Raw genomic sequence first — 24,806 nt, 5'->3', positions numbered from 1 at the left:
CACGGTTCATACGCGATCGCGATGATCGACTCAGAGGACAAAGAGCGCCTCTATATCGGCAAGAACAAGTCACCACTCCTCGTCGGACTCGGGGACGGTACGTTCAACGTCGTCGCATCGGACGCGATGGCGATGCTTCAGGTGACGGACCAGTACCTCGAGCTCCACGACGGCGAGATCGTCATCCTCACACGTGAATCGGCAACGATCAAGACGCTCGACGGTGACGTGCTCGAGCGTGCACCGTACACGGCCGAAATCGATGCGTCAGACATCGAGAAAGGCACGTACGCGCACTACATGTTGAAGGAGATGGACGAGCAACCGGCCGTCATCCGCAACATCATCCAGCACTACCAGAACGAGAACGGCGACATCGAACTCACAGAAGGCGTTCGCGAGCTCGTCTCGGAAGCGGACCGCGTCTATATCGTCGCATGTGGGACAAGCTATAACGCCGGACTCGTCGGAAAAGATATTTTGGAACGCATCGCTGGCATTCCAACAGAAGTGCACGTTTCATCTGAATTTGGCTACAACATGCCCCTCTTAAGTGAACGTCCATTGTTCGTTTTCTTGTCGCAATCCGGTGAGACAGCGGACAGCCGTGCCGTACTCGTCGAAGTGAAGAAGCGCGGATATAAAGCGCTCACGATGACGAATGTCCCGGGATCGACACTCTCACGTGAAGCGAACGAGACGATGCTCCTCCATGCCGGACCGGAGATCGCGGTCGCCTCGACGAAAGCGTACACGGCACAGATCGCCGTCCTCGCGATTCTCGCATACGACATCGCACGTGCGACGGGGAAAGAGTTGCCGTTCGACCTCATGCCAGAACTCGCTCGTGTCGCGACGATCATGGATTCCATCATGGCGCAAAAAGAGTTGTTCGAAGACCTTGCGGAACGTTACTTGAAGACGACACCGAATACGTTCTTCATCGGGCGTGGGCTCGACGCGTCTGTTTGTCTTGAGGGAGCGCTCAAGGTGAAGGAAATCTCGTATATTCAAGCGGAAGGGTACCCGGGTGGGGAACTGAAGCACGGGTCGATCGCCTTGATTGAAGACGGAACACCGGTCATCGCGCTCATCTCACAACCGAAAACGAACTTGAATATTCGTGGAAACGTCAAAGAAGTCGTCGCTCGTGGGGCGAACGCTTGTATCATCTCCATGCAAGGTGTGGAACACGAGAACGATGATTTCATCTTGCCGCATGTCGAGCCACTCTTGGCACCGCTCATAAACGTATTGCCGGTTCAGTTGATGGCGTATTACGCGGCGCTTGCCCGTGGTTGTGACGTCGACAAGCCACGTAACTTGGCGAAATCGGTGACGGTGGAATAAATTAAACATAGAAGAAGCACCTTTCATTACGAGAGGTGCTTTTTACTACTTGCCGATATCTTTGCCAACAAGCAAAATAGTAGGAGAAGTAAGCGGTTCCAACTTATGATTAGATAAAGATAAGCGACGAAAGAAGGGCTGACATGAACGTATACATTGCTTGCCACAGTGGTTTTGTGACGAGTGCGATGGCGGCAAAGTTATTTGCACAGGCAAGCGAGGGGCGTTTGTCTTGTACGATTACGCACGGAACGATTCAAAACATCCCAAACGAGGTGGATTTGATTCTCTATCAGGAAGGGGCGACCCCGGTCACCCATCCGACCGCAAGTGTTCGATCAGTCCGACAACTCCTGTCGCTCGAGGAATACCGACTACTTGTCGAAGAATGGATGGATGAGCATGAGACATGAGTGGACCGCGCGAGAACGGTCAATCTTACTACACTTATTGGCAACCGAGACATCGACACCGCTCGCCGAAATTGCGCAGGCGGTGAATTTGTCCGAACGCACGATTCAACGCGAACGACAATTACTTGAAGGCATCTTGAAAGAGTTCGAGCTCGAACTCGCCTGGCAACGGGGGCATGGACTTAGCCTTGTCGGCAAACCGTCGGCGAAACAACAGTTACGAGAAGACCTCATCTTATCTGCAGAAGCGATCCCGACGAGCGAGGACCGCTTATTTGAGCTGGCGTGGCGCCTCTTGTTCGAGAACGATACGCTCAAATTGCAGGCGGTCGCCAAACAGATGCACGTCTCGCCGAGCACGTTGACACAAGACTTAGAGAAATTGGATCGTTGGTTCAAAGAATATCATTTAGAAGTCGAGCGTAAAAAAGGTGTCGGGGCCAGAGTGCTCGGCTATGAGTCAGAGAAGCGTAAGCTATTGATTAACGCCCTCCTTGCCCACTGGGATACGCTTGCCTTTTATCGCTTCGTACGTGGCGAGGATGACTACATTCCAGCATTTTTAAAGACCGTTCCATGTGAAGAGATGCTCGAAGCTCTTCGAGACGGCTATGATTATTTGAAGTCACGCTCGTTTGAACGGATGGATGACCGCACCATCATGCGGGTCACGTTCGCCTATGGAGTGCAACAAGAGCGGCTGGCGTCCGGATTCTTTTTAGAGATGTATACAAAAGGTCGGTCTGAGGACTATTTGAAAGTCGCCACCGATATGGAACAGGCACTGGGGATCACTTACTCGATGGCGGAACGTGTCTGGTTCGCGGAGGAGGCGAATCGTCTCCGCTCGATTAAAGATCAAATGAAAGAAGATGAAGAAGAACGATGGATCATGCAGATTCGGGTGCATAAACTGATTCATCACGTCTCGCTTATTTACGGGTTTACCTTTACGGATGACGCGGCACTCGAACGTGGACTGCTCGCGCACATCTTGTCGAGTATGAACACGCAGGCTTTGCCGGAAACGAGCACGGTGAAACCTCATATCGACCGCGACTATCCGGGACTTCGTTCGGCCATTCAACAGGCTGCCGACATCGTCTTTGGGACGAATACGTTCTCCGAGGAAGAGACGGTATTTTGGGCGATGCACTTCGCGGCAGCACTCGTCAAACCGGTACGGCGTCGTGAGTATCGGGCGCTCGTCGTCTGTTCGGCCGGACTCGGTTCTTCGAAGATGCTCGTCAATCGGGTACGTCAAGAGTTCCCGGAGATGCAAGACGTTGTCAACTCGTCTCTATTTGGTTTAGAACAACATCGACTTGAAGAATATGATGTGATTTTGTCGACCGTTCCGTTACCACCGCTCTCCGTGCCAACGTTGATTGTCAATCCGTTATTGACGAGTGAGGAAGTACAGCGTGTCCGTCATCTTTTATTGTCGTTACCGCAATCATTCCAGACGTTAACGCCGAAACCACGTTCGACGATGCTTGATTTTGCCGAACTAGGAGAGCTCGTAGAGACGTTCGAGCGGATGGATCATCAGTTTGACTTGGTCACACTCAACAATACAGACCGCTTAGAGGATATTCTGGTTGATATCGGGACACATCTCGAGGAACGGGAACTCGTGCAAAGCGGGATTCAATTATCCGCACAATTGCTTCGTCGTCACGAGGTCGCAGGTCTTGGGGTGCCGGGTACGAAACTCGCACTGTTTCACGGACGACACACTTCAATTGAGAAAGCGAGTGTATTCGCGTTTGATTTAACGACGTCAATCCCGCTTCTCATGATGGATCAATCGACTGAACCCGTGACACGACTGCTCGTGCTCTTGGCACCAGAGGAAGCACGCGATGTCGAACTTCAATTTTTAAGCGCGATTAGTGGTTCGCTCATTGAGAGTGAGGAACACATGCGTCTATACAGCACGGGGACGAAAGAGGACCTTCGTTTGTTGTTGCATGAATGCATGAAGAAAATGATTCATGAGACGTTGTATGAAAAATGACCGAACCATGGTCATTTTTTTGTTTGGCACAGAATGTTGCCAAAGTGTGAACTGGATTGAATTGAGAAAGCGCTTACTCCAGGCATACAATACAGGTGTAGAGCACAAACCGGTTAGCTACACTACACATTCAACCTTTCACATTTAAACGACTGGAGGTTTTATACATGGCGAATACGCAAGCGAGCTCGGGCGGGGTCCGAGTCAAAGTACAACGGTTCGGTAGTTTCCTCAGTGGGATGGTCATGCCGAACATCGGTGCCTTCATTGCCTGGGGGATTATCACAGCACTCTTTATTCCAACAGGATGGTGGCCAAACGAAAACTTGGCAGAACTCGTAGGTCCAACGATCACATATCTCTTACCATTACTCATCGGTTTCACGGGTGGTAAATTACTTCACGACGTACGAGGCGGGGTCGTCGGGGCGCTCGCCACGATGGGGGTCATCGTCGGGACAGACATTCCGATGTTCCTTGGAGCGATGATCATGGGTCCACTCGGTGGGTATATCATCCGCCAAGTCGATCGTGCCCTTGAAGGTAAAGTCAAAGCAGGATTCGAAATGCTTGTCAACAACTTCTCGGTCGGGATCATCGGTGGTCTTCTCATGCTTGGTGGATTCGAAATCTTCGGTCCAATCATGAGCGCCCTCGATAAAGTGATGGCGGCAGGTGTTGACTGGATTGTCGGTGCGAAATTACTTCCAGTGGCGAGCTTGTTCATTGAACCAGCAAAAGTTCTCTTCTTGAACAACGCCATCAACCACGGGATCTTGAGCCCGCTCGGTGTCGATCAAGTCGCAGAGGCTGGAAAGTCCGTTCTCTTCTTACTTGAAGCAAACCCAGGGCCAGGTCTTGGATTACTTCTCGCATATATGTTCTTCGCCAAAGGTGCAGCGAAACGTACAGCACCGGGTGCGGCCATCATTCACTTCCTCGGTGGGATTCATGAGATTTACTTCCCGTACGTGTTGATGAAGCCAATCTTGATTTTGGCGATGATCGCAGGGGGCGCAACAGGGATCTTCACGTTCGTTCTCTTTGATGTCGGTCTCGTCGCACCGGCTTCACCAGGTAGTATCTTCGCGATTCTCGCGATGGCGTCACGTGGTTCATACCTCGGACTCGTGGCAGGGATTCTCTTGTCAGCAGCGGTCACATTCGCTGTGGCGAGCGTCATCTTGAAATCAAGCGCAGCAGAGGAAGTATCACTCGAAGAAGCGACACAAAACGTGAGCGCGATGAAAGGCAAACAGTCTTACGCATCTGCTCTTGTGACAGATCGTCTTGATAAAGTGGACCACATCATCTTCGCATGTGATGCAGGTATGGGTTCAAGTGCGATGGGGGCATCGGTTCTCCGGAACAAGGTCAACAAAGCGAACTTGCCAATCAAAGTGACGAACACGTCAATCAGCAACTTACCGAAAGATGCACAGTTTGTCATCACCCATGAGGACTTAACCGAGCGCGCAGAAGCGCAAGCACCGAATGCAATCCATCGTTCAGTGACGAACTTCTTGAACGCCGATTACTATGATCAATTGGTAGAAGAAATTAAAGCCGAACGCAGTAAAATTTCTTGAAAACAGAACAGATAGAGATACGGTTTAGCCATTAGGAGGAAATTAAAATGCCATTCATTCAAACAGAGATGATTCGACTTAACCAAACATTCGCAACGACAGAGGAAGCGATCACAGCGGCCGGAACAGTCCTACAGGACGCCGGTTGTGTGACGCCGGAGTATGTAGAGGCGATGCATGAACGTCAAGCGATCGCAAACGTCTATATCGGTAATCACGTCGCCATTCCACACGGTACAGAAGCAGCGAAGTCAGCGGTTCAAAAGACGGGAATCTCGTTCCTGCAAGTACCGGACGGTGTCGACTTTGGTGGACAGACGGCAAAACTCGTCATCGGGATTGCAGGCGTGAATGATGAACATTTAGAGCTTCTTTCGCAAATCGCGATTCTCTGCTCGGATGAAGAAAACGTGGAGCGCCTTGTTCAAGCGAAGACGAAAGAAGAAATCTTGGCGCTCTTCATGGAAGAGGTGGCATAAATGAAAGCTGTTCATTTTGGGGCAGGAAACATTGGACGCGGGTTTATCGGATTGTTGCTCAATCAAAGTGGTTATGAAGTGACGTTCGTTGACATTAACGACACGGTCATCGAAGCACTCGAATCAAAACGTCATTATGAGGTCGGGTTCGCAGAGGATGGGGTCGATCGAATCATTGTCGACCGGGTACGTGGTGTTAACAGTTTGAAAGAACCGGCGCGTGTCGCTGCTTTGATTGCAGAAGCAGACCTCGTCACGACGGCTGTCGGACCCTCACTTCTATCAAAAGTGGCACCATTGATCAGCGAAGGGCTCCGGGCGCGTGAAGTCGAGGACGCACCGGTCTATGTCATCGCATGTGAGAATATGATTGGTGGGAGTGCCATTCTTCGTCAAGAAGTAGAGGCATGTGGTGGCGTCGGGGAGGCGAACGTCTTCTTCCCGAACGCGGCGGTCGACCGGATCGTGCCACTCCAACAACATGAAGACCCGCTTTACGTAGAAGTCGAGACGTTCCATGAATGGGTCATCGAGACACAAGGACTGAACGCGCAACCACCGATTCAAGGTGTGACATGGGTCGAAGAGATCGGACCGTACATCGAGCGGAAGCTCTTCACAGTCAATACAGGACATGCCATCGCCTCTTATATCGGTTCGTTGTTCGGAAAGGCGACGATTGACGAGGCGCTGAAGGATCGCCGCGTGCGTCAAGTCGTTCAAGGAGCCTTGTATGAGACGGGTTGGTTACTGCTTGAGAAATATGGTTTTGAGGCGAAAGAGCATAGCCAATACATCCAAAAAATCATCAAGCGTTTTGAAAATCCGAAATTAAAGGATGAAGTGTCACGTGTGGCGCGTTCGCCGATTCGTAAGCTCGGACCGAGCGATCGTCTCGTCAAACCAGCGCGTGAGTTGATGGATAACGGAATCGAGCCGAACGAACTCGCCTACGGGATTGCGGCTGCCCTCCATTACCATAACCCGGAGGATTCGGAATCGTCAGAACTGAATTTGTCGATTGAAGAACACGGTATCTCGTCAACGATTGAAAAATATTTGCAGCTCCATGAGGGAGACACATTGACGCAATTGATTCTCGACCAATATCATTTGATTCGAGAAGAAGAAAAAGAGCGAGTTTCTTAAGAGAATGAGATATAGTGATGAGCACATATGTGAAAGCATATGTGTTCTTTTTTATTGAGGCCTTATTGAACAAATTGAGAAGAATGAGTGGGTTGGGTATTTCATGATGAAATAACGGGTACTTATCAACAGGAAGGAGACTCGTTATGTACAAAACTTCAGAAATCATTCGATTTATCACAATCACGTTCGGATATTCTTGGATTGTCTGGGCGAGCCTATATTGGTGGACCGATTTACCGATTGTGGCAATCGTCATCATAGGAGCATTCGGACCAAGCATTTCTGGCTTTCTGACGATGTATCGACTTCGCGGTCGTGCGGGTGTAAGACACCTGTTTCAAAAGAGTCTTCAGTTCAGGATAAACTGGAAGTACTATGCGATTCCGTTCTTATTGGTTCCATTCTTATTCCTTATCGCTTATTGGTGGACAGATCGTAGCGATGCATTAATCGTTCGAGAACCTTGGTGGATTGTGCCTTATTTTCTTTATATGTTATTTCTCGGCGGAACCCTCCAAGAGGAGTATGGATGGCGCGGATACTTGCTGGATGCGCTGCAATCGAGACTGTCTCCACTATGGGCGAGTATCGGGCTTGGTGCGATTTGGACGAGCTGGCACATCCCGCTATTCTTTATGGTCGGAACAGGGCAGGCGAACTTTCCATTTTGGGCATATGGGTTGACCGTGATCTCATATAGCGTTCTCATCAGCTGGTTATACAATGTTACCTCTCGTAATCTGTGGTCAGCCTTTCTCATGCATACCATGTTTAACGTGATGCTCTTTATGACTGGGTTACACGCAGAGAATGGATATCCAATTGGTTTTATTCATCTAACGATTACGGTATTGATGGTAGCCATCATCATCATCTGGAAAACGTATGGGAAGTTGAATTATGAACCGCTCGAAGAATTCATTCCTTCGTACCCGAGTGTTACGCACCGAATTCGTGAGGGTAAAGAATCACAATAAAAAAGAGAAAAGGAAGTGGACGTCTTGAACTTTCGCACACTCGAGCAATCCGACGTTAAATCTTTGCAGCGCTTATTTATGGAGAGTTTGAGTGATTTGATTCGGCGAGAGCGTTTTGAAGACGCTGACCTGCTCGATGAGGAAGTGGCACGCCTGAACACGACGATTCAGGATCATTTTGAAGACGACCATGTTCAACTGTACGTGGTTGAACAAGAAGGAGTTCTGGTTGGAGCGGGGGCATTGCTGCCTCCGAACGAGATCATATCGGGACATTTGGAAATCAAGCGAGATGCCATTGAACTGGGGAGTGTGTATGTCCTTCCTCGTATGCAACGCAAAGGAGTCGGGCAGTTTTTATTAGAAGAGATGAAACGAGAAATCCTCGCGCGAGAGCACCACGTCTTTTATTTGGATGCGGGATTTCCTAGCGCTCAGGCCTATTGGCAAAAACAATTGGGTGAACCGTCATTAATCCTCGAGCATTATTGGGGACAGGGAGCGTCTCATATGATCTGGGAAGTGAATATAAAATAAGGAACTTAGCGATGAATGCTAAGTTCCTTATTTTTTAGTAATACGAACGCATGAATTGATGGATACCGGTCGCTGTCGCATTCGCCATTTGTTGGCGATTCGTTCCATTCGTCAAATAAGCACGATCGTTTGAATTACTGATAAAGCCATATTCGACGAGTGTTGAAGGCACGACATTTTTTCCGACGACGTATACATTTTGGTATTTCACACCACGGTTTTGAACGGCGTAAATACGTGAACCGATCTCTCGATTAATTGATGAGCCAAGCGATCGACTCGCAGAAATATATGGATTTGTCGTATAACTTTCTGTTGTCGGAACGAGTACCTCGTGTCCATTCGCAGAAGTGTAAACAGATGAGTTTGCATGGAGACTAACAAAAACGTCAGCTTTATACGATTTGCTCAATGAGACTCGCTCTGACAGGGAAAGATACGTATCAGTCGAACGTGTCAACTTGACGTCATAGTCATATGTGTTCGTCAATGTACTCATCAATCGTTTGGCCATATCAAGTGCAATGACTTTTTCATATACTGACCCATAAACAGCCCCAGGATCATTCCCACCATGTCCCGCATCAATGACGACAGTTTTTTTAGACGTATCGCCTCCGCTTGACGTTGTCACATACTGTGAAGAGACATAGCCAGTGACACCTTTATACGTGACGCGATACCAGGAACCGTACGTGCTCAAATACGTCACGGCACTCCCCGAAGGAATTGTCAGTAGAATCGTGCCCGAAGTCGAGGCCATCTTCCGAAGGTTCAAATTGGCTGTAGTATAGTAGGTCGTTGTTGAATCCGGCGTGATGGTAGATGAAGAAGTGACCTTTACATACTGAGAAGATACGTAACCGATTGTTCCATTATAAGAAACGCGGTACCACGAACCATATGTACTGAGGTAAATCACTTCTTTCCCGCTCGGAATGGTCGTTAAAATCGTGCCTGAAGTGGAGGCCATTTTACGAAGGTTCAAATTGGCCGTGGTCGTGTAAGTTTTCACAGTGGTCGGTTGATATGCTTTAAGATATTGAGAAGACACATATCCAACAGTTCCGTTATAAGAAACGCGGTACCATGAACCATATGTACTTAAATAAGTTACGGTTTTCCCAGAAGGAATTGTCGTTAAAATCGTTCCCGAGGTCGAGGCCATTTTACGAAGATTTAAATTTACAGTAGTCGTGTAATATTTCGCGGCTGCTTCCACGCGATGATTGAAAGGTGTAGCAGATTGGAAATCAAATGGTGTGAACGTAACAGCAGAAACAATGAGTGTCGAGCTAATAAATAATTTTGTATGTAATTTGGACTTTAGCATATTCAAAATAGTGACTCCTTTGCAGAAAATAGTTGAACATTTCAATAATTCGATCAACAAATCACTATTATTATATAGATAATAAAGAAAAAAATGGACATTAATATTTAATTTATTTATCTTTTTTTGAAATAAAGAGGTCTTTTGACAACAAAAAAAGACGCACGAGGCGTCTTTTTAATAGGTTTTATTCGTAACTACCTCTATATCTTCTAAAAACTGATTACCCAATACGTGGCATTTCGTCTGCAAATAGGATGACTGGTGCATCAACTTTACCGATACGTGGCATTTCATCTGCGAATGATTTGATTGGTTCTTCAACTTTACCAATGCGCGGCATTTCATCCGCATATGATTTAACTGGTTGTTCGACTTTACCGATGCGTGGCATTTCATCAGCTAAAGGTTTGACCGTACTGCCTAAAAGTAAAACAGCAGTTGCTAAGAATAATACTCCTGTAATTTTTTTCATTTGAATAACCTCCATTTGATTGATTAATTATTTATTTGATGAAGCTGTAATTCCTAGAGTGTTTGAAGGTGGATGTGAATTACTTTTTTGTAGATTCAAGTAAGCGACATAGAGCTTCTGATTGTGCAAAGACACGATTTTCTAAATCACCACTGTATGAATCAGGAGAGTCAGGTGAAAAAAGTTTAATTTTTTCAGATCCATTCTCATAAGCCGTTGCTAGAATTGGAACGTGTAGTTGTTGGCTCAATAAAGTACTGCAGAGTGAATGAGGAATATCATCAGACTCGGATTTGTATTGAGGTTTCCAACAGACGTTCGTCTCAGGAAGAATATATAAAATATGTCCTTCTTGAATAAGTTTTTCACATTGGCTTGTTACAAAATCAGTATCTTGTTCCACGTTAATATACTCGTAGCCATTATACTGTGTTTCGTAAATGGTTTTTGTACTTCTTTTTAGAATAGAAAGAGATAGCTCCGGTCCTAAAATATACAGCTTTTTGAAGGAGTGACTCTTTTTTAAAGATTTAGCGATTAGTCGAGGCAAGGATTGATAGTAATCAATTTGAAAAGCGTTTACAATAAAACCTCTAGGAGCATTCAACAACCGGGCCAAATTTTCTAAACCTGAAAAGTACTTTTTGTCTTCTGAGGTAAATATATCATTTATAGTTGATGATTGCTTAGATTTGAAGTAAATTTTGGGTTTAATGTAATCTTCAGCTAGTAAAAAGCTTAATTTTCCCATTTGTGATTTCACCCCTTGTTTGTATGGTAAGTATCATTGGACTAGTAAAAAACTACTAATTAATCCAGGTGTTTGTTTTAACTAGTTCAATATTATCACGCTTTCTATTAATGAAGGAGATGAACAGGTTGGGAAAATCATCGACAAAAAGTACTGTTATTTATATCTTTTTCTAATCAGTTTCTTCAATACGTGACAAAAAGCCTATTATTAAAGAAACTTAAAATACTTTAGTACTAAGGGAGTTACTAATTGATATGGAACACAATTATGGAAACGTTATTAAAGTAGAGCGCATGAGGAAGAATATGAAGCAATCAGTTCTCGCTAGAGGTATATGCTCTATTTCTTATTTAAGTAAAATTGAAAATAACCAAACTTCTCCAAGTGAAACCGTATTAGAATTGATTTTTGAGAGATTAGAACTAGACATCCCTCTATATTATGATTTCAGTGAGAAAGTACATGAGATAAAATTTGAAATCAGAGAAATTTTAAAAGAAGCAATTCTGTCTCGAAAAGATGAAAACTATATACAACGAATAGAAGGATATAAAACTAATCCGGTAGTATTGCAGTCTAAAGAATTGTATATGACATTGATGGTTACATTGGCACGTTTTGGTATGATGCCGAAAGGTAATACAAATTATTTAATTGAAGTAGGCTGGATCGCGGATCAACTAGACTTTGATAACAGATTGCGCTATGACATTTTACATTGTCTATATATGTTTCAATATCAAACCGCGGATCGAGAGACAACAATAGACTTATTAGAAAAAGTGGGTCAGAGATTAAAGAATACTAATATGCCCGATTGGGAGCTTGCAGATATGCACTATATAATTGGTGCTTTACATCATCGATTTACTGATTATTTGCAAGCTATTGAAAATGTAAGAGCTTCACTAGGTTATTTTCAGGACAATTTTTGTTTAGAAAGAATTATTGAGTCACATATGATTATTGGTCTATCTTTTAAGCGTCGTAAACGTTACACCACGGCTTTGGAACATTATGAAAAAGCTGCAAAAGTCGCCGAGACCGCAAAATTAAATAATTATTTTGGGATGCTATATAACAATATAGGAGACATTCATTTTCTCATTGGTGACCAAGAAAAAGCTCAAAAATACTTTCTTGATGGCTTTAATTTAAAAGAGGACACAAAGAGTAAATTATTTAGTGTCATGTCTCTACTTGAAGTAAATGTAGCCCAACAAAATATTGAAGGTATTATGAAGTGGTTAGAAACGGGATATGAGTTGAAAGGGAACGAAGAAGATTTGGTAGAATTTCGTTATCATTTTGATATTTACTTGAATAAGTACAAATTTGAAGACCATAGTGCTTTTATTGAAAGCTTAAAAAGAGCAGTGGATTACTTTGAGGCGTATGATGAATACTATACGCACAAATACGCGTTGTGGTTATCAAGAGAGTTAAGAAATACAGGTAAATATAAACTAGCCACTGAATATTATGAAAAAACAATTTCGATGATGTCGCGCTGGGAGTAAATAAAAGACCTCGAAATCAGGATGCAGCCTGATCTCGAGGTCTTTTTATGGCGTTGTAAAATAATGCACTGTCCATACTTGTTCTTGAACAAGGCGCTCATCTGTTAAATGACCGTTAAGGACTTGCTGCAATAAATGAATTAAATGCTTTTGCAGATTTCCGTCATGCGAACCGCTATGCAAAATTTGCTCCTCGCTCGCAATGATATAAAATCCACCAAGCCGCAACGGAATATGTTTTCGAACTATCGCGGCAGCCGTTTGGAACTTCGCCTGCTCCCCTATGTGAGGGACATCGATTTCAAAACGCCCCCATTGTTTAAAGTCTCCAATTTCTGAAAAAGGTGGGTCACGATGATCCAATGGCAATACCTCCGATCTTAGCAATCTCTTTATATTCAGTATATCTTGTTTTCACTCTAAAACGTGCGAAAAAAATGAATAGGGTATGGCTTTCCGAATGACATCAATCATTATTCTTGGTTTTCTATATTTTGTAAAAGAACTCCTTCCTATTTCTCTGAAATGAGTAAAAAATAACACGGTCACGAAGACCGTGTTATTGCATGATGTGCTCTTTTGAAGTTGGTAGCTCACAGATGAAGGTACTTCCTTCCCCATAAACTGACTCTACATGAAGTTGTCCGTCATGGGCTTTAGCAATTTCTTTACAAATAGCGAGGCCAAGACCTGTACCGCCGATTTTACGACGATCTGAGTTGTCGACACGATAAAACTTTCCGAAGAGATGAGGGAGAGAGGCGCTTGGAATGCCCATTCCGTGATCTCGTACTTTCATGACGACTTGTTCGTCTACTCGTTCAAGTGACACGAGTATATTCCCACCGTCTGGTGAGTACTTGATGGCGTTACTTAATAAGTTGCCGAGCAACTGACGCATTCCTTCTAAGTCTGCATCGATCATGAAATTCTCTTCAGGATCGGCGTCGATAAACAATTCATGTTGATCGGTCGTTTCTTGATAAAACGTGACACTGTCAGTAGCGAGTTTGTACAAGTCGACTGGCTCCCACTCGAATGTTTGTTTCCCAGACTCCATTTTTTGAAGGTCCAAGAAATCATTGACGAGATAAGATAGTCGTTTTGCCTCATCATGAATCGTTTTTAAATATAATTCACGTCGATTTTCTTTCAAATCGCGTGACAACATGAGCTCTGTAAATCCGTAAATTGATGAAAGGGGTGTCCGCAACTCATGTGATACGGTTGAAACGAGCTCGGACTTCATTCGGTCTACCTCGGTCTCGGCTGTGACATCACGTAAGACGAGCATCGTTCCGCGAAGTCGACGGTCTCGATAGACGCTTTCAGCATAGAGCTGAATGAAACAATCGCCTTGATCGATAGAAATCGTAAGTCCGTCGTCCGGTGGATCTTGTGAGAAGACGCGTTCGAAGTAACGAACGAATTGCTCATGTTGGTCGACGCGTTCTGCGAGCTGCTCGATGTCAATATCAATCGCTGACAATTCTTCATATCCCTTATAATCGAAGTGAAGATCATCAAACATACGAATAAATGCGCGATTCCCAACGACAGTGTCGTCTTCGTAGTTCACATATAAAATAGCTTCGCGAACGGAATTGATCAACTGTGCCGTTTCTTTTCGATCTTGCTGCATCTGACGATAAAGTTGCATCCGAAGAAGTGAGATGGCGAGCTGACTAGCGAAGGCATTCAACTCTGATTTTTCACTCGCATCATACTGTTCATCGTATCGGGCCAAATAGAGGCAACCGATCAGGCTGTTATCAGACGGGTCCATAATCGGGATGACTGTTTCGTAAATGTAATATGGATACGTGTGTAAAGCATCCACGACCCGTTTCGACGTGGCAGCAGGTGATTTAGAAATCATGACACGTTTAAGCAACAGTGATTCTTTCTTAAGACTCTCTTGTTGATCTTCCGTCATTTCTTTTGGTACGACAGAGGTGATTTCTCCGTCTTTTGTGAGTAACAACGCACCAAATTCAGATTTCGTGAGTAAGACGATTTTTTCGATGACAGAAGAGTAATCAAATAAAGATTCTTTCGATGCCAATACTTCAATCAATTCATTTCGATATTGGAGATTCATTTCATTCAACTTTGATTCTTTGATCACGTTTTCGAGTTTTTCTTTCTTCATTTTCAGTCTGCTGTTTTGATCGGCCATTCGTTTAATGAGCGGACGTCCAATTAATAGGATGGCGCTGATGAACATGACGAGTCCGATCATCCAAATCCACCGTAGGGAGGTGAGTTCGAGCGTAGACACATTCCCATCTCGGACAAACCAGGCTCCAATCGCAGTTAAAATGAGACTGAATCCACATACGCTATATAAAATACTGAGTATTTGACGACTGTTTAGTTGTTCAATCCACTTGCTGATCATTCGTTTTACTTCCTTCCTTGAACATAAAAAACGATGGGTCATCTTTTCCTTGCCCTGCATTTTATGAAAAAGGCAAAGGAAAATGAAACAATTTGCTTATACGAAGTGCATGAAATCACATCCACATAATGCGATTTACCCAAAAGGAGTAAAAAATACACCTGTCAACCTTCTCTAAGTTGACATTATTTAAGAAGGTCATTATCTTGAAATTAAGATAAAAAGGATGAGGAGCGTGAATAAATGTTATCGATCGAACCGTCTGCGTTAACTGAGCGAGACACGTATAAATTTTTAATTGGTAGTATTGTGCCGCGACCAATCGCCTTTGTAACGACCCGGAATGGAGACGTCATCAATGCGGCTCCGTTCAGTTATTTCAATGTGGTTGCTTCCAATCCTCCCCTCGTTTCCGTCTCTGTCCAGCGAAAAGACGGAGTGATGAAAGATACGGCACGAAATGTCCTTCTTACAAATGAGTTGGTCATTCACGTTGTGGATGAAACGAATGTATTCGATGTGAATGAGACGGCTGCCAATCTCGACGCGGATGAGAGTGAGCTATCACGCACAACATTCACGCTTCAACCAAGTGATGTCATTACGACACCTGGTGTCAAAGAAGCCAAAATTCGTTTCGAATGCGTATTACATCAACATGTGCCGATTGAACATGAAGGGCAAACGACTGCAGATTTCTTGATTGCCCGGGTCGTCCGTTTTCACATCGATCGGGAATTGTATGAACACGGGCGAATCGATGCGAGACGATTGGCGCCGGTCAGCCGTATGGCTGGAAATAGTTATGCGACACTTGGCGACCTTTTTGATGTGAAGCGACCTGAATAATCGACAAACGTGCCCGTTTTTTCTAAAGAACGAGCGCGTTTTTTGGGTAAAAGAATAAGGAGCGTATTCGCATGTAGTATTCCTTTCATTCCGATACGCTCTTATGTCACAATAAAGTCAGAACATTCTAACTTCAAGTCATCCTAGATTCAGAGAAAAAGGGGAATCCGTCATGTACCGTCCAACTGTCCAATCGATTATAACTGCCATTGAAACTGTGATTGTCGGAAAAGAAGAAGTCATCGCCAAAAGTCTGACTGCCTTATTGGCGGGAGGTCATGTTCTTCTAGAAGACGTACCAGGTGTCGGAAAAACAATGCTCGTCCGTACGTTTAGTCGGGCGATTGATTTAGATTTTAAACGAATCCAGTTCACGCCAGACATGCTACCGTCTGACTTGACCGGTATCTCGATGTATAACCAAAAAACGAGAGAATTTGAATATCGCCCTGGCCCGCTCATGGGGAATATTATCTTGGCGGATGAAATCAACCGAACTTCACCAAAGACACAGTCGGCTCTTCTAGAGGCGATGGCTGAGCGGAGTGTGACAGTGGATGGCGAGTTGAAAGTGCTACCCTCACCATTTTTCGTCATGGCGACGCAAAACCCGATTGAGCATGAAGGGACGTACCCGTTACCCGAAGCACAGTTGGACCGCTTTTTACTCAAAATCGAGATGGGCTATCCGACATTCAATGAAGAGATTGCACTTTTAAGTCGCTTTGAAAAAGAAGAGCCGCTCGAGGCGCTTCATAGTGTGATCACCAAACAAGAAGTTGAACTGATGCAACGCGAAGTGAGGGATGTGCATGTTTCGAGTGCGGTCAAACAATATATTGTGCGATTGGTGCATGAGTCGCGGAAGGATCCACATACGTATTTAGGAGGAAGCCCGCGGGCTACTCTTGCATTGATGAAAGCGTCGCAGGCGTGGGCATATATCCATAATCGTGAATTCGTATTACCAGATGACGTCAAGGCGATGGCGACGAGTGTCCTCGGACACCGTGTCTTACTGACGGCGGAGGCACGTTATAAAGGAAAAACACCGAATCAATTGATTCAAGATTGGCTTGATACATTACCTGTCCCGATGGATCGCGAGGTCAATGAAGTATGAAAAACTGGATGAAGCTGTTCGTTGTATGGGCGGCGGCATTCGGATTGTATGCATTTGCCCGTATCGAAGGAAGTATCGTTGCTTCGACGTTATGGTGGTCGTTCGCAGTGTTGACTGTCTATTGGACACTATTTATGATCTATCCGGTCACGGCGGCAAATGTGTCACGACGAGTCACGACGAAACGTCTCGTCTCCGGACAAGCGATGGACGTTGAATTACGAATCGAACGCAAATATCCTTTTTTGATTGGGATGGTGACGTTAGAAGAACGGTTGCCCCAACGATTAATTGACGAAGACGAGACCATCATCGTGCCGGTCGACCGTTTCTTTCGACGTGCTGAAGTCGTCCATTACGAGGTCGATGCAATTAAGCGCGGAATTCACGTCTTTGACCGAACGATTCTCCATGTACGCGATATATTTGGTTTGTTCGATCGAAAGCGAACGTTACGACTCGAGACGGTCGTCGAGGTGTCACCCGCTGAACTCCCGTTCGATCTTCCAAGAGATGAACACGTCGGAGGTCGTGGTGAACAATATCGTCAAATGCGGACATATACGGAAGTGGCCAATACGACGAGTGGAGTCCGTGAATATGCGGCAGGGGACCGAATCGGGCGGATTGACTGGAAAGCATCCGCACGTCGAGGCAATTTGATGACGAAAACGTTTGACCAAGAGCAAGAAAAGAAACTTTCGCTCGTCTTTGTCCCGGCTGTCTCTGCCGGCTATGAAGAAGCATTTGAACGATCTTTGTCCTTACTCGTCGGTGCGATCCGACAGTTAGAACGAAAAAACTTACCCTTTGAGCTATACGTTATCGAAGAACAGGTTCGTCTGTTCCATCTTCCGGACCAAAGTGCCGACGTCGGTCATTACTTGTTGACCGCGACTCCAGAAGCGGAAGGGCGACTTGTCGAGCGGGTGAAGCGAAATCTGCCTCAACAAAATGGTGATTTGATTTTGATTAGTCCGTTTGAAACAAGTTCGATTCGTGAGCTCATGCATGAGACGCAAGGTAGTTATCACCTATACACAGCAGTAAGCGAGGTGACGGGATGAAGACATGGATCACTCGAATCGTATATACGGCGCTCGCCGCCTACTTGCTGTCTTTCTGGATTGAGCCGATTGTCGGGAGTACAACGTTCGATGTAAGTTGGCCGTTTTATTTCCTTCTCATCGTACCGATGTTTGTCAGTCTTCTTCCGTGGGGCGCATTCCTTGGAATCTCGCTTCTCAACTTCCTGGTTGTCTTATACGTTTATCATGGAAGTATATTTGACTGGTTCGGTCTTTGGATGGATGATTTTTTCGGCGTCATAAGCGGAGAGTTACCGAACGAAGCCATCTTCTTTTCTGCGATGGCACTCATTGGTCTACTATTTGCCATTCTTGTTAGTCGGACATACCCGAGTTACGGATTTGCACTCGGGATGATTGTTTCGACACTTGGTGTCATGGCCTATTTCGATACATGGACACTGTATGACGGGGAAGGCAATATCCTTTTTGCAATCGTCACATCGCTCCTTTTATTATTTGTCACGGATTTAGCGAAACGTCCAAGTCAGTCGCTCGTGCGATTCGTCAGTATCGGTTTGCTACTAAGTGTCGTTGTCGCGCTCGCGAGTGCTTCCCCGACATTAGAAGGCGATTGGTCTGATCAAATTACAACGAGTTTTCGGAATGCGACAACCGAAGGCGATGGGAACGGACCTGGTCGGGTCGGGTATGGGGTGAACGACGAATCGCTAGGTGGTCCGTTCGAACAGGATGACGGGATTGTCTTTATCGCGCGTGGGGTACCGGCTCGATACTGGCGAATTGAATCAAAAGCCATTTATACCGGAAAAGGTTGGATTGAGGCACCGGTGCTCGATTCTGACTATAATCGGGGACAATTAGTGGATTCGGATGTCGACACGACCCCGGAACAGGCACTCCTACGTTTTGAACGCCGACAGTCGTTCGTTCCGTATGGAGGGGAATATCCAAAGGCGGCAGAAACAGAGTCCGGTACGGAATTTTTAGTTGGTGACGTGGAGCAAGCTTTTCCGAACGAGACAATCACGATGCAACCGTCCGGAAAAATCGTATTTGAAAATGAGGAACAATCAACTCCGCGAACGATCCAACTTCGTTATAGTGTCCCGGCTTTCTCTGAAGAACAGCTTGCATTAAATGAAGAAATCACATCGCTCACAGAAGAAGAGCAACAGGTCTATTTACAGCTACCGGATTCTTTACCAGATCGTGTACGCGACTTGGCCACGGAGATTACTGCTGAAAGCGAGACACCAAATGAAAAAGCAGAAGCGGTAGAAGCGTATTTCCGAAACGGAGAATTCCAATACGATACCGAAAATGTGGCACAACCGGAAGGGGACACAGATTATGTTGACCAATTCTTGTTCGATACACAAATCGGGTATTGCGATAACTTCTCGACGTCAGCAGCCATTTTATTACGGGCAAATGGAATCCCGACACGTTGGGTAAAAGGATTTACGATGGGGGATACGCGAGGGGTTGTTCAGGGTGAAGAAGAACATACGATTCGTAACCGTCATGCCCATTCTTGGGTGGAGTACTTTGTCGAAGGTGCAGGTTGGGTTCCACTAGAGGCGACAATCAGTTTCTCAGATGCGAACTTACTACAAATCGATCAAGAGACGGAGACAGACGATACGACACCGGCTACGAATGATCCGCAGGCAAATCAGGACAACAACACGCAAAATCGTCCACAAGAAGATTTGTTAATCGATGATGTTACGACTGGTGAGGTTCAGGAAGAATCCCGCAGTATCCCGGTATGGGGATGGATCGTTATTCTTTTCCTCGTGGCCGTTGTCATTTGGAACCGAAAAATCATTGAGCGACAAATTATGTACGTCTGGTGGATGAGTCGTCCACTCACAGATACAAGCCTCGTATCGATGCATCGCTATTTGATGAAACGACTCCGTGCAAATGGATTTAAAGTCGAGGGACGAACGCCTTCTGAGCTTGCAAAAGAGGTCGATGCCTACTATGAGACGAACGATATGACGCGTCTGACAGCCTTGTTTGAGCAAGCGGTTTATGCTGAACAAGAACCGAATTCAAAATATAAAGAATATTGGAAAATCGTGATTCGCAGAATTATGAGTTGAAGTGGCGGGATGCATCAAGTAAGATAGACGCATTAGTTAGATAATTGAACATGGCATTCCTTCGTATATACTCGTGAATTGGCGCGAGAGTCTCTACCGGACCACCGTAAATGGACCGACTATGAAGGAGCACGTTTCGTATACAAAGAAAAGGGCGTGCTTCTTCTTCGGTTTAGATGATCTGGGGGAGAGGCTCGTCCTTTTTTTGAGGAGAAGGCAGAAAGGTGGAGATTTCGTGAAAGTAGAACAAGAAATGATTTTGGTGCTCGATTTTGGTGGGCAGTACAACCAGTTGATCACGCGTCGTGTCCGTGACCTTGGCGTATACAGCGAGTTGCATTCACATAAGATGACTGCAGCAGAGATTCGCGAATTGAACCCGGTCGGCATCATCTTCTCTGGTGGACCGAACAGTGTATATGCAGAAGGTGCATATCGTTGTGACCCAGAAATCTTCGAGTTAGGAATTCCGATTTTCGGGATCTGCTACGGTATGCAGCTGATGACGCATCATTTTGGTGGTCGTGTCGAACGTGCTGCTCACCGTGAATACGGGAAAGCGACATTGTTCTCAACACCTGAGGCTTCTGATATTTATAAAGGTCTTCCGGTCGAGCATACAGTATGGATGAGCCACGGTGACCTCGTTATGGAAGCGCCGGAAGGATTCATCGTCGATGGAACGAATCCGTCTTGCCCGGTAGCTTCAATCAAAAACGATGAGTTGAAAATGTATGGTGTTCAATATCACCCAGAAGTGCGTCACTCAGAATACGGGAACGACATCTTGAAAAACTTCATTTATGAAGTGTGTGGTGCTAAAGGCGAATGGTCGATGGAAAACTTCATTGACCTCGAAGTCGAAAAAATTCGAGAAATCGTCGGCGACAAGCAAGTGCTCTGTGCCCTTTCTGGTGGCGTTGACTCTTCAGTCGTTGCCGCACTCGTTCATCGCGCGATTGGTGATCAATTGACGTGTATGTTCGTCGACCATGGTCTCCTACGTAAAGGGGAAGCGGATAGCGTCATGAAGACGTTTGCTGACGGCTTTAATATGAAGGTCATCAAAATCGATGCGCAAGAACGCTTCTTGACGAAATTGGCAGGTGTCTCAGACCCTGAGCAAAAACGTAAGATCATCGGAAACGAGTTCATCTACGTATTTGATGAAGAAGCATCGAAGCTTGTCGATATGGACTTCCTCGCACAAGGAACGCTCTATACAGACATCATCGAGAGTGGGACAGATACAGCACAAACGATCAAATCACACCATAATGTCGGTGGATTACCGGAAGACATGAACTTCACATTGATCGAACCACTCAACACGCTCTTTAAAGATGAAGTCCGTGCCCTCGGTACCGAACTCGGTCTTCCTGACTATATCGTTTGGCGTCAGCCGTTCCCAGGTCCAGGTCTTGGAATTCGTGTACTTGGTGAAATTACGGAAGAGAAGCTTGAAATCGTCCGAGAATCTGATGCGATTTTGCGTGAAGAAGTGAAGAAAGCTGGTCTTGAACGAGACATCTGGCAATACTTCACGGTGCTCACACCGATTCGCTCGGTCGGAGTCATGGGTGACGAACGAACGTACGACTATGCAGTTGGCGTCCGTGCAGTCACTTCAATCGATGGCATGACGTCAGATTGGGCACGCATTCCATGGGATGTGCTTGAGAAAATCTCTGTCCGCATCGTCAATGAAGTCAGTCACGTCAACCGTGTGCTGTATGACATTACGTCTAAGCCACCTGCAACAATCGAATGGGAATAAGTCGAACAGAGGGGAATCCCCCTCTGTTTTGTCTTAAAACCGAACATTAACGTTTTTTTTTAGTTTAAAATCCGTGAATATAGTTGACATTCTATTTTCACGCTGATACGATAAGAACGTTCTTATTATAACCGAACAATTATAAAATATTTTGCCGTATAATGTCGGGGATATGGCCCGAGAGTCTCTACGAAATCACCTTAAATGATTTCACTACGGCGAGACATAGATGAGGGTGTATGCCCTCGTATGTTTCGCGTGGGGTCCTCGGTCATTTGCCGGGGGCCTTTTCTCGTTTTACGGCGAGTACAAGGAGGAAAACAAATGAGCACACAGCTCAAGCAAGAACAACAACCTACAACGAGTCGGATCGATCGTTACTTCCAACTCACAGCACTCGGAACGAGTGTCCGTACTGAATTGATTGCAGGATTCACAACATTCCTTGCGATGGCGTACATTCTTTTCGTTAACCCAAACGTTCTTGGAGCGGCGGGTATGGATACTGGAGCGGTCTTCGTCGCAACAGGTCTTGTCGCAGTAGTCGGTTCGTTGACAATGGGACTTTTAGCAAACTATCCGATTGCGATTGCGCCGGGCATGGGCCTCAACGCATTCTTCGCATATAGTGTTGTCATCGGAATGGGTGTCCCTTGGCAAACGGCTTTGTCCGGGGTTCTCGTGTCAGGTCTCTTCTTTATCGTATTGACACTTTCAGGTATTCGCGAAACGATTGTAAACGCGATTCCGGCTCCACTTAAAATGGCAGTCGCTGCAGGGATTGGCTTCTTCATCGCTTTCATTGGATTGAAGAACGCGGGAATCGTAGTAGCGAATGAAGCTACACTCGTAAGTCTTGGCTCACTAGGAACGGGAACGACACTTCTCGCTGTATTCGGTCTTGTTGTCAGCGCGTTACTTATGGCACGCGATATCAAAGGTGGTATTTTCATCGGGATGTTGTTGACGGCGATTGTTGGAATGATCTTCGGTCTTGTTCCGACACCAACAGCGATCTCTGATGTCGTATCGATGCCACCAAGCATGTCGGCAACGTTCGGCCAAGCATTCATCAACTTCAGTGACGTTTTCACACTTCAAATGCTGATCGTTATCTTGACTTTCTTCTTCATCGATTTCTTTGATACGGCTGGAACACTCGTTGCAGTAGCGCGTCAAGCGGGGATCATGAAAGAAAATAAAGTACCACGCGCAAGTAAGGCGTTGATGGCTGACTCAACAGCAACGGTAGCGGGGGCGATCTTCGGAACGTCTACAGCGACTTCATACGTTGAATCTTCAGCAGGTGTTGCTGCAGGTGGACGTACAGGTTTGACAGCGGTATTCGCAGGATTGTTCTTCGGTTTGGCATTGTTCTTCTCGCCACTTTTGGCAGTTGTTACAGCACCGGTAACGGCTCCTGCGCTCATCATTGTTGGTGTGCTCATGGCTTCAGCTCTTCTTGATATCGATTGGAAGAAGATTGAGATTGCAGTACCTGCTTTCTTGACGATTATCATGATGCCGTTGACGTCATCAATCGCAACAGGAATCGGGCTCGGATTCATTCTTTATCCACTCATGATGATTGCGAAAGGGAAAACGAAAGAAATCCATCCGATCATGTACGGGATGTTAATCATCTTCTTGGCATACTTCATGTTCTTACCACACGCATAAATCGATTTAAAAAGCCGGCTCTTTTGTTAAGAGTCGGCTTTTTTGTATGCAGTGTTTTCGGGGAGGAAAGGATCATACATCGTAATGGCATGGTTTTCTGTGATGAAGTCGTTCCGGAGGTGGGTGCCGTTCATTGAGGTGACTTCTCTGAAAATCTGATTGTGTCGGATGGTGCCTCCCCACCATTCGCGGGTGAAGTGATGATTTTCTTCATATATACGATACTGTTCTTTATTTGGAATATTAGAGCGCCATTCACCGACGAGATGATCTCCCTCTATATATAGAAGAAGTTGATACGTTTGTGCGGTTTGATTTGTAATTTGTAGGTCAAGGTAATTATAAGAACACGTCGCGCCACTCCCGAATGGTTGATCTCTGCGGTAGTCAGGAAACACGTCGTAGCTATGGCGATAACGCTCGGTTACAGTCAATGGGCTATGGAGTGTAATCCAATATATCAGGTTGGATAGTTGACAGAGACCGCCACCGATTCCTGAAGTGACCTTCCCGTAATGAAGAATCATGCCGTCGACATAACCTTTTCGCTTTGTTGGCTTTCCGATCATCTTCCAATAAGAAAAGACGTCGTTCGGCGTTAAAATGGCACCGTTTAATTTAGCGATTGCAATCTTCAGATTCTTTACTTTGTTATGCTGTAAGTCCATATCGATATCACGTAGTTGTCGATAGAGAGGAGTTCGGTGTGTGTGGATTAGATAAGGTAAAGGTTCAGCGTTTTGTTTCGAGACGTATTTCCTTTTATCCGTCATCCATTCTAATCGTCGTTTGAGTGTGTAAACTTGTGTACCAGACCAAATTCTGAGTGGTGAACGTTTTTTAGGTTGCTGCAGATCGGTTTGCATCATTGTATGTAACTCCTTGTAGAATGTAAGTGGATGATTCATCAATAGATATAGTTGTATTCTTCAAAGCAAGTTGCGATTCCTTGTAGGTGAATGAGTTATAGGCTTTTAAGGATTCGAAAAAATAATTAAAGTTTTTTTAGAATAATGCTTGCAAGATTAAAAAGCAGGTGATATAGTTATCTCTGTTGCCAACGACAAACGTTGAACAAACAAAAAAGTTGTTGACACCAAAAAGAAATAAATGTTATTATCATTTAGTCGCCAAGAGCGACAGACGAACTTTGAAAACTGAACGATGAGGCAAAAATAAGTTTTACAATTTTTGAATGAAGCGCAAGCTTCGTC

21 protein-coding genes and 2 riboswitches are annotated in these 24,806 nt (G+C 45.4%); of the genes, 15 read left to right on the top strand and 6 right to left on the bottom strand.

Annotated elements, in window-relative coordinates; all coding sequences use genetic code 11:
• From glmS to KNO91_RS14885, 8 genes are all read left to right on the top strand, one after another.
• Positions 1–1,350, top strand: a 1,350-nt coding sequence (gene glmS, locus KNO91_RS14920) for a glutamine--fructose-6-phosphate transaminase (isomerizing) (RefSeq protein WP_214818671.1), incomplete at its 5' end; no start/stop codon positions are given.
• 143 nt (positions 1,351–1,493) lie between these two features.
• Positions 1,494–1,763: a PTS sugar transporter subunit IIB gene (locus KNO91_RS14915; protein WP_214790985.1), complete on the top strand. Its 270-nt coding sequence runs from the start codon at positions 1,494–1,496 to the stop codon at positions 1,761–1,763.
• Positions 1,753–3,783 carry a BglG family transcription antiterminator gene (locus tag KNO91_RS14910; RefSeq protein WP_214818669.1) on the top strand — a complete coding sequence of 677 codons (2,031 nt, stop codon included), beginning with the start codon at positions 1,753–1,755 and terminating at the stop codon, positions 3,781–3,783. Before KNO91_RS14915 ends, KNO91_RS14910 begins: the two co-directional genes overlap by 11 nt.
• 167 nt (positions 3,784–3,950) lie before the next feature.
• A complete protein-coding gene (locus tag KNO91_RS14905) occupies positions 3,951–5,372 on the top strand; it encodes a PTS mannitol transporter subunit IIBC (protein WP_214814666.1) in 1,422 nt (473 codons plus the stop codon).
• Between the two features lie 47 nt (positions 5,373–5,419).
• Positions 5,420–5,851, top strand: a complete 432-nt coding sequence (locus KNO91_RS14900; protein WP_214790991.1) for a PTS mannitol transporter subunit IIA — start codon at positions 5,420–5,422, stop codon at positions 5,849–5,851.
• Positions 5,852–7,000, top strand: a complete 1,149-nt coding sequence (locus KNO91_RS14895; protein ID WP_214818667.1) for a mannitol-1-phosphate 5-dehydrogenase — start codon at positions 5,852–5,854, stop codon at positions 6,998–7,000.
• Positions 7,001–7,146: 146 nt separating this feature from the next.
• The gene (locus KNO91_RS14890; RefSeq protein ID WP_214818665.1) at positions 7,147–7,980 is read left to right on the top strand and encodes a CPBP family intramembrane glutamic endopeptidase; all 834 of its coding nucleotides are present in this window, start codon (positions 7,147–7,149) and stop codon (positions 7,978–7,980) included.
• A gap of 15 nt (positions 7,981–7,995) precedes the next feature.
• Positions 7,996–8,517, top strand: a complete 522-nt coding sequence (locus KNO91_RS14885) for a GNAT family N-acetyltransferase (protein WP_371816677.1) — start codon at positions 7,996–7,998, stop codon at positions 8,515–8,517.
• A 34-nt stretch (positions 8,518–8,551) separates the two neighbouring features.
• On the opposite strand, the gene KNO91_RS14880 is transcribed toward KNO91_RS14885, so the two are convergent.
• From KNO91_RS14880 to KNO91_RS14870, 3 genes are all read right to left on the bottom strand, one after another.
• The gene (locus KNO91_RS14880; protein WP_214818673.1) at positions 8,552–9,850 is read right to left on the bottom strand and encodes an N-acetylmuramoyl-L-alanine amidase family protein; all 1,299 of its coding nucleotides are present in this window, start codon (positions 9,848–9,850) and stop codon (positions 8,552–8,554) included.
• Positions 9,851–10,073: 223 nt separating this feature from the next.
• The gene (locus tag KNO91_RS14875) at positions 10,074–10,325 is read right to left on the bottom strand and encodes a hypothetical protein (RefSeq protein ID WP_214790998.1); all 252 of its coding nucleotides are present in this window, start codon (positions 10,323–10,325) and stop codon (positions 10,074–10,076) included.
• 79 nt (positions 10,326–10,404) lie between these two features.
• On the bottom strand, positions 10,405–11,076 hold the full coding sequence (locus KNO91_RS14870) for a hypothetical protein (RefSeq protein ID WP_214818661.1): 672 nt from the start codon (positions 11,074–11,076) through the stop codon (positions 10,405–10,407).
• Positions 11,077–11,333: 257 nt separating this feature from the next.
• On the opposite strand from KNO91_RS14870, the gene KNO91_RS14865 reads away from it, so the two are divergent.
• Positions 11,334–12,599, top strand: a complete 1,266-nt coding sequence (locus tag KNO91_RS14865) for a tetratricopeptide repeat protein (protein ID WP_214791002.1) — start codon at positions 11,334–11,336, stop codon at positions 12,597–12,599.
• Positions 12,600–12,644: 45 nt separating this feature from the next.
• Here the strand turns inward: KNO91_RS14865 and KNO91_RS14860 are convergent, their stop codons facing one another.
• Positions 12,645–12,962 carry a hypothetical protein gene (locus KNO91_RS14860; RefSeq protein WP_214818658.1) on the bottom strand — a complete coding sequence of 106 codons (318 nt, stop codon included), beginning with the start codon at positions 12,960–12,962 and terminating at the stop codon, positions 12,645–12,647.
• Positions 12,963–13,158: 196 nt separating this feature from the next.
• On the bottom strand, positions 13,159–15,000 hold the full coding sequence (locus KNO91_RS14855) for an ATP-binding protein (protein ID WP_214818656.1): 1,842 nt from the start codon (positions 14,998–15,000) through the stop codon (positions 13,159–13,161).
• Positions 15,001–15,243: 243 nt separating this feature from the next.
• Between KNO91_RS14855 and KNO91_RS14850 the strand changes: the two genes are divergently transcribed.
• From KNO91_RS14850 to KNO91_RS14825, 6 genes are all read left to right on the top strand, one after another.
• The gene (locus KNO91_RS14850; RefSeq protein ID WP_214818653.1) at positions 15,244–15,849 is read left to right on the top strand and encodes a flavin reductase family protein; all 606 of its coding nucleotides are present in this window, start codon (positions 15,244–15,246) and stop codon (positions 15,847–15,849) included.
• Between the two features lie 172 nt (positions 15,850–16,021).
• The gene (locus KNO91_RS14845) at positions 16,022–16,972 is read left to right on the top strand and encodes an AAA family ATPase (RefSeq protein ID WP_214818651.1); all 951 of its coding nucleotides are present in this window, start codon (positions 16,022–16,024) and stop codon (positions 16,970–16,972) included.
• The gene (locus KNO91_RS14840) at positions 16,969–18,039 is read left to right on the top strand and encodes a DUF58 domain-containing protein (RefSeq protein ID WP_214818648.1); all 1,071 of its coding nucleotides are present in this window, start codon (positions 16,969–16,971) and stop codon (positions 18,037–18,039) included. Before KNO91_RS14845 ends, KNO91_RS14840 begins: the two co-directional genes overlap by 4 nt.
• Positions 18,036–20,135, top strand: coding sequence for a transglutaminase domain-containing protein (locus KNO91_RS14835; RefSeq protein ID WP_214818647.1), 2,100 nt, complete (start codon positions 18,036–18,038; stop codon positions 20,133–20,135). The genes KNO91_RS14840 and KNO91_RS14835 overlap by 4 nt, the downstream gene beginning before the upstream one ends.
• Before the next feature lie 41 nt (positions 20,136–20,176).
• A riboswitch (purine riboswitch) is annotated at positions 20,177–20,277 on the top strand.
• Between the two features lie 111 nt (positions 20,278–20,388).
• A complete protein-coding gene (guaA, locus tag KNO91_RS14830; protein ID WP_251126226.1) occupies positions 20,389–21,912 on the top strand; it encodes a glutamine-hydrolyzing GMP synthase in 1,524 nt (507 codons plus the stop codon).
• Positions 21,913–22,046: 134 nt separating this feature from the next.
• Positions 22,047–22,148, top strand: a riboswitch (purine riboswitch).
• An 88-nt stretch (positions 22,149–22,236) separates the two neighbouring features.
• Positions 22,237–23,592 (top strand): NCS2 family permease, encoded by a 1,356-nt coding sequence (locus KNO91_RS14825; RefSeq protein WP_251126225.1) that lies wholly within the window; start codon positions 22,237–22,239, stop codon positions 23,590–23,592.
• Between the two features lie 26 nt (positions 23,593–23,618).
• Here the strand turns inward: KNO91_RS14825 and KNO91_RS14820 are convergent, their stop codons facing one another.
• Positions 23,619–24,461, bottom strand: coding sequence for a VanW family protein (locus tag KNO91_RS14820; protein WP_214818646.1), 843 nt, complete (start codon positions 24,459–24,461; stop codon positions 23,619–23,621).
• Positions 24,462–24,806: the final 345 nt, after the last annotated feature.

The sequence above is a fragment of the Exiguobacterium sp. s59 genome (assembly GCF_018617475.1).
Taxonomy (GTDB): Bacteria; Bacillota; Bacilli; order Exiguobacteriales; family Exiguobacteriaceae; genus Exiguobacterium; species Exiguobacterium aestuarii.
This window is presented reverse-complemented; position numbering and strand designations above follow the sequence as displayed.

What these genes read in the sequence shown, in the direction of transcription:
- KNO91_RS14915 (WP_214790985.1), top strand. Translation starts at nt 1,494, where the DNA reads ATGAACGTATACATTGCTTGCCACAGTGGTTTTGTGACGAGTGCGATG.
- KNO91_RS14910 (WP_214818669.1), top strand. Translation starts at nt 1,753, where the DNA reads ATGAGACATGAGTGGACCGCGCGAGAACGGTCAATCTTACTACACTTA.
- KNO91_RS14905 (WP_214814666.1), top strand. Translation starts at nt 3,951, where the DNA reads ATGGCGAATACGCAAGCGAGCTCGGGCGGGGTCCGAGTCAAAGTACAA.
- KNO91_RS14900 (WP_214790991.1), top strand. Translation starts at nt 5,420, where the DNA reads ATGCCATTCATTCAAACAGAGATGATTCGACTTAACCAAACATTCGCA.
- KNO91_RS14895 (WP_214818667.1), top strand. Translation starts at nt 5,852, where the DNA reads ATGAAAGCTGTTCATTTTGGGGCAGGAAACATTGGACGCGGGTTTATC.
- KNO91_RS14890 (WP_214818665.1), top strand. Translation starts at nt 7,147, where the DNA reads ATGTACAAAACTTCAGAAATCATTCGATTTATCACAATCACGTTCGGA.
- KNO91_RS14880 (WP_214818673.1), bottom strand. Translation starts at nt 9,850, where the DNA reads ATGCTAAAGTCCAAATTACATACAAAATTATTTATTAGCTCGACACTC.
- KNO91_RS14875 (WP_214790998.1), bottom strand. Translation starts at nt 10,325, where the DNA reads ATGAAAAAAATTACAGGAGTATTATTCTTAGCAACTGCTGTTTTACTT.
- KNO91_RS14870 (WP_214818661.1), bottom strand. Translation starts at nt 11,076, where the DNA reads ATGGGAAAATTAAGCTTTTTACTAGCTGAAGATTACATTAAACCCAAA.
- KNO91_RS14865 (WP_214791002.1), top strand. Translation starts at nt 11,334, where the DNA reads ATGGAACACAATTATGGAAACGTTATTAAAGTAGAGCGCATGAGGAAG.
- KNO91_RS14855 (WP_214818656.1), bottom strand. Translation starts at nt 15,000, where the DNA reads ATGATCAGCAAGTGGATTGAACAACTAAACAGTCGTCAAATACTCAGT.
- KNO91_RS14850 (WP_214818653.1), top strand. Translation starts at nt 15,244, where the DNA reads ATGTTATCGATCGAACCGTCTGCGTTAACTGAGCGAGACACGTATAAA.
- KNO91_RS14845 (WP_214818651.1), top strand. Translation starts at nt 16,022, where the DNA reads ATGTACCGTCCAACTGTCCAATCGATTATAACTGCCATTGAAACTGTG.
- KNO91_RS14840 (WP_214818648.1), top strand. Translation starts at nt 16,969, where the DNA reads ATGAAAAACTGGATGAAGCTGTTCGTTGTATGGGCGGCGGCATTCGGA.
- KNO91_RS14835 (WP_214818647.1), top strand. Translation starts at nt 18,036, where the DNA reads ATGAAGACATGGATCACTCGAATCGTATATACGGCGCTCGCCGCCTAC.
- guaA (WP_251126226.1), top strand. Translation starts at nt 20,389, where the DNA reads ATGATTTTGGTGCTCGATTTTGGTGGGCAGTACAACCAGTTGATCACG.
- KNO91_RS14825 (WP_251126225.1), top strand. Translation starts at nt 22,237, where the DNA reads ATGAGCACACAGCTCAAGCAAGAACAACAACCTACAACGAGTCGGATC.
- KNO91_RS14820 (WP_214818646.1), bottom strand. Translation starts at nt 24,461, where the DNA reads ATGATGCAAACCGATCTGCAGCAACCTAAAAAACGTTCACCACTCAGA.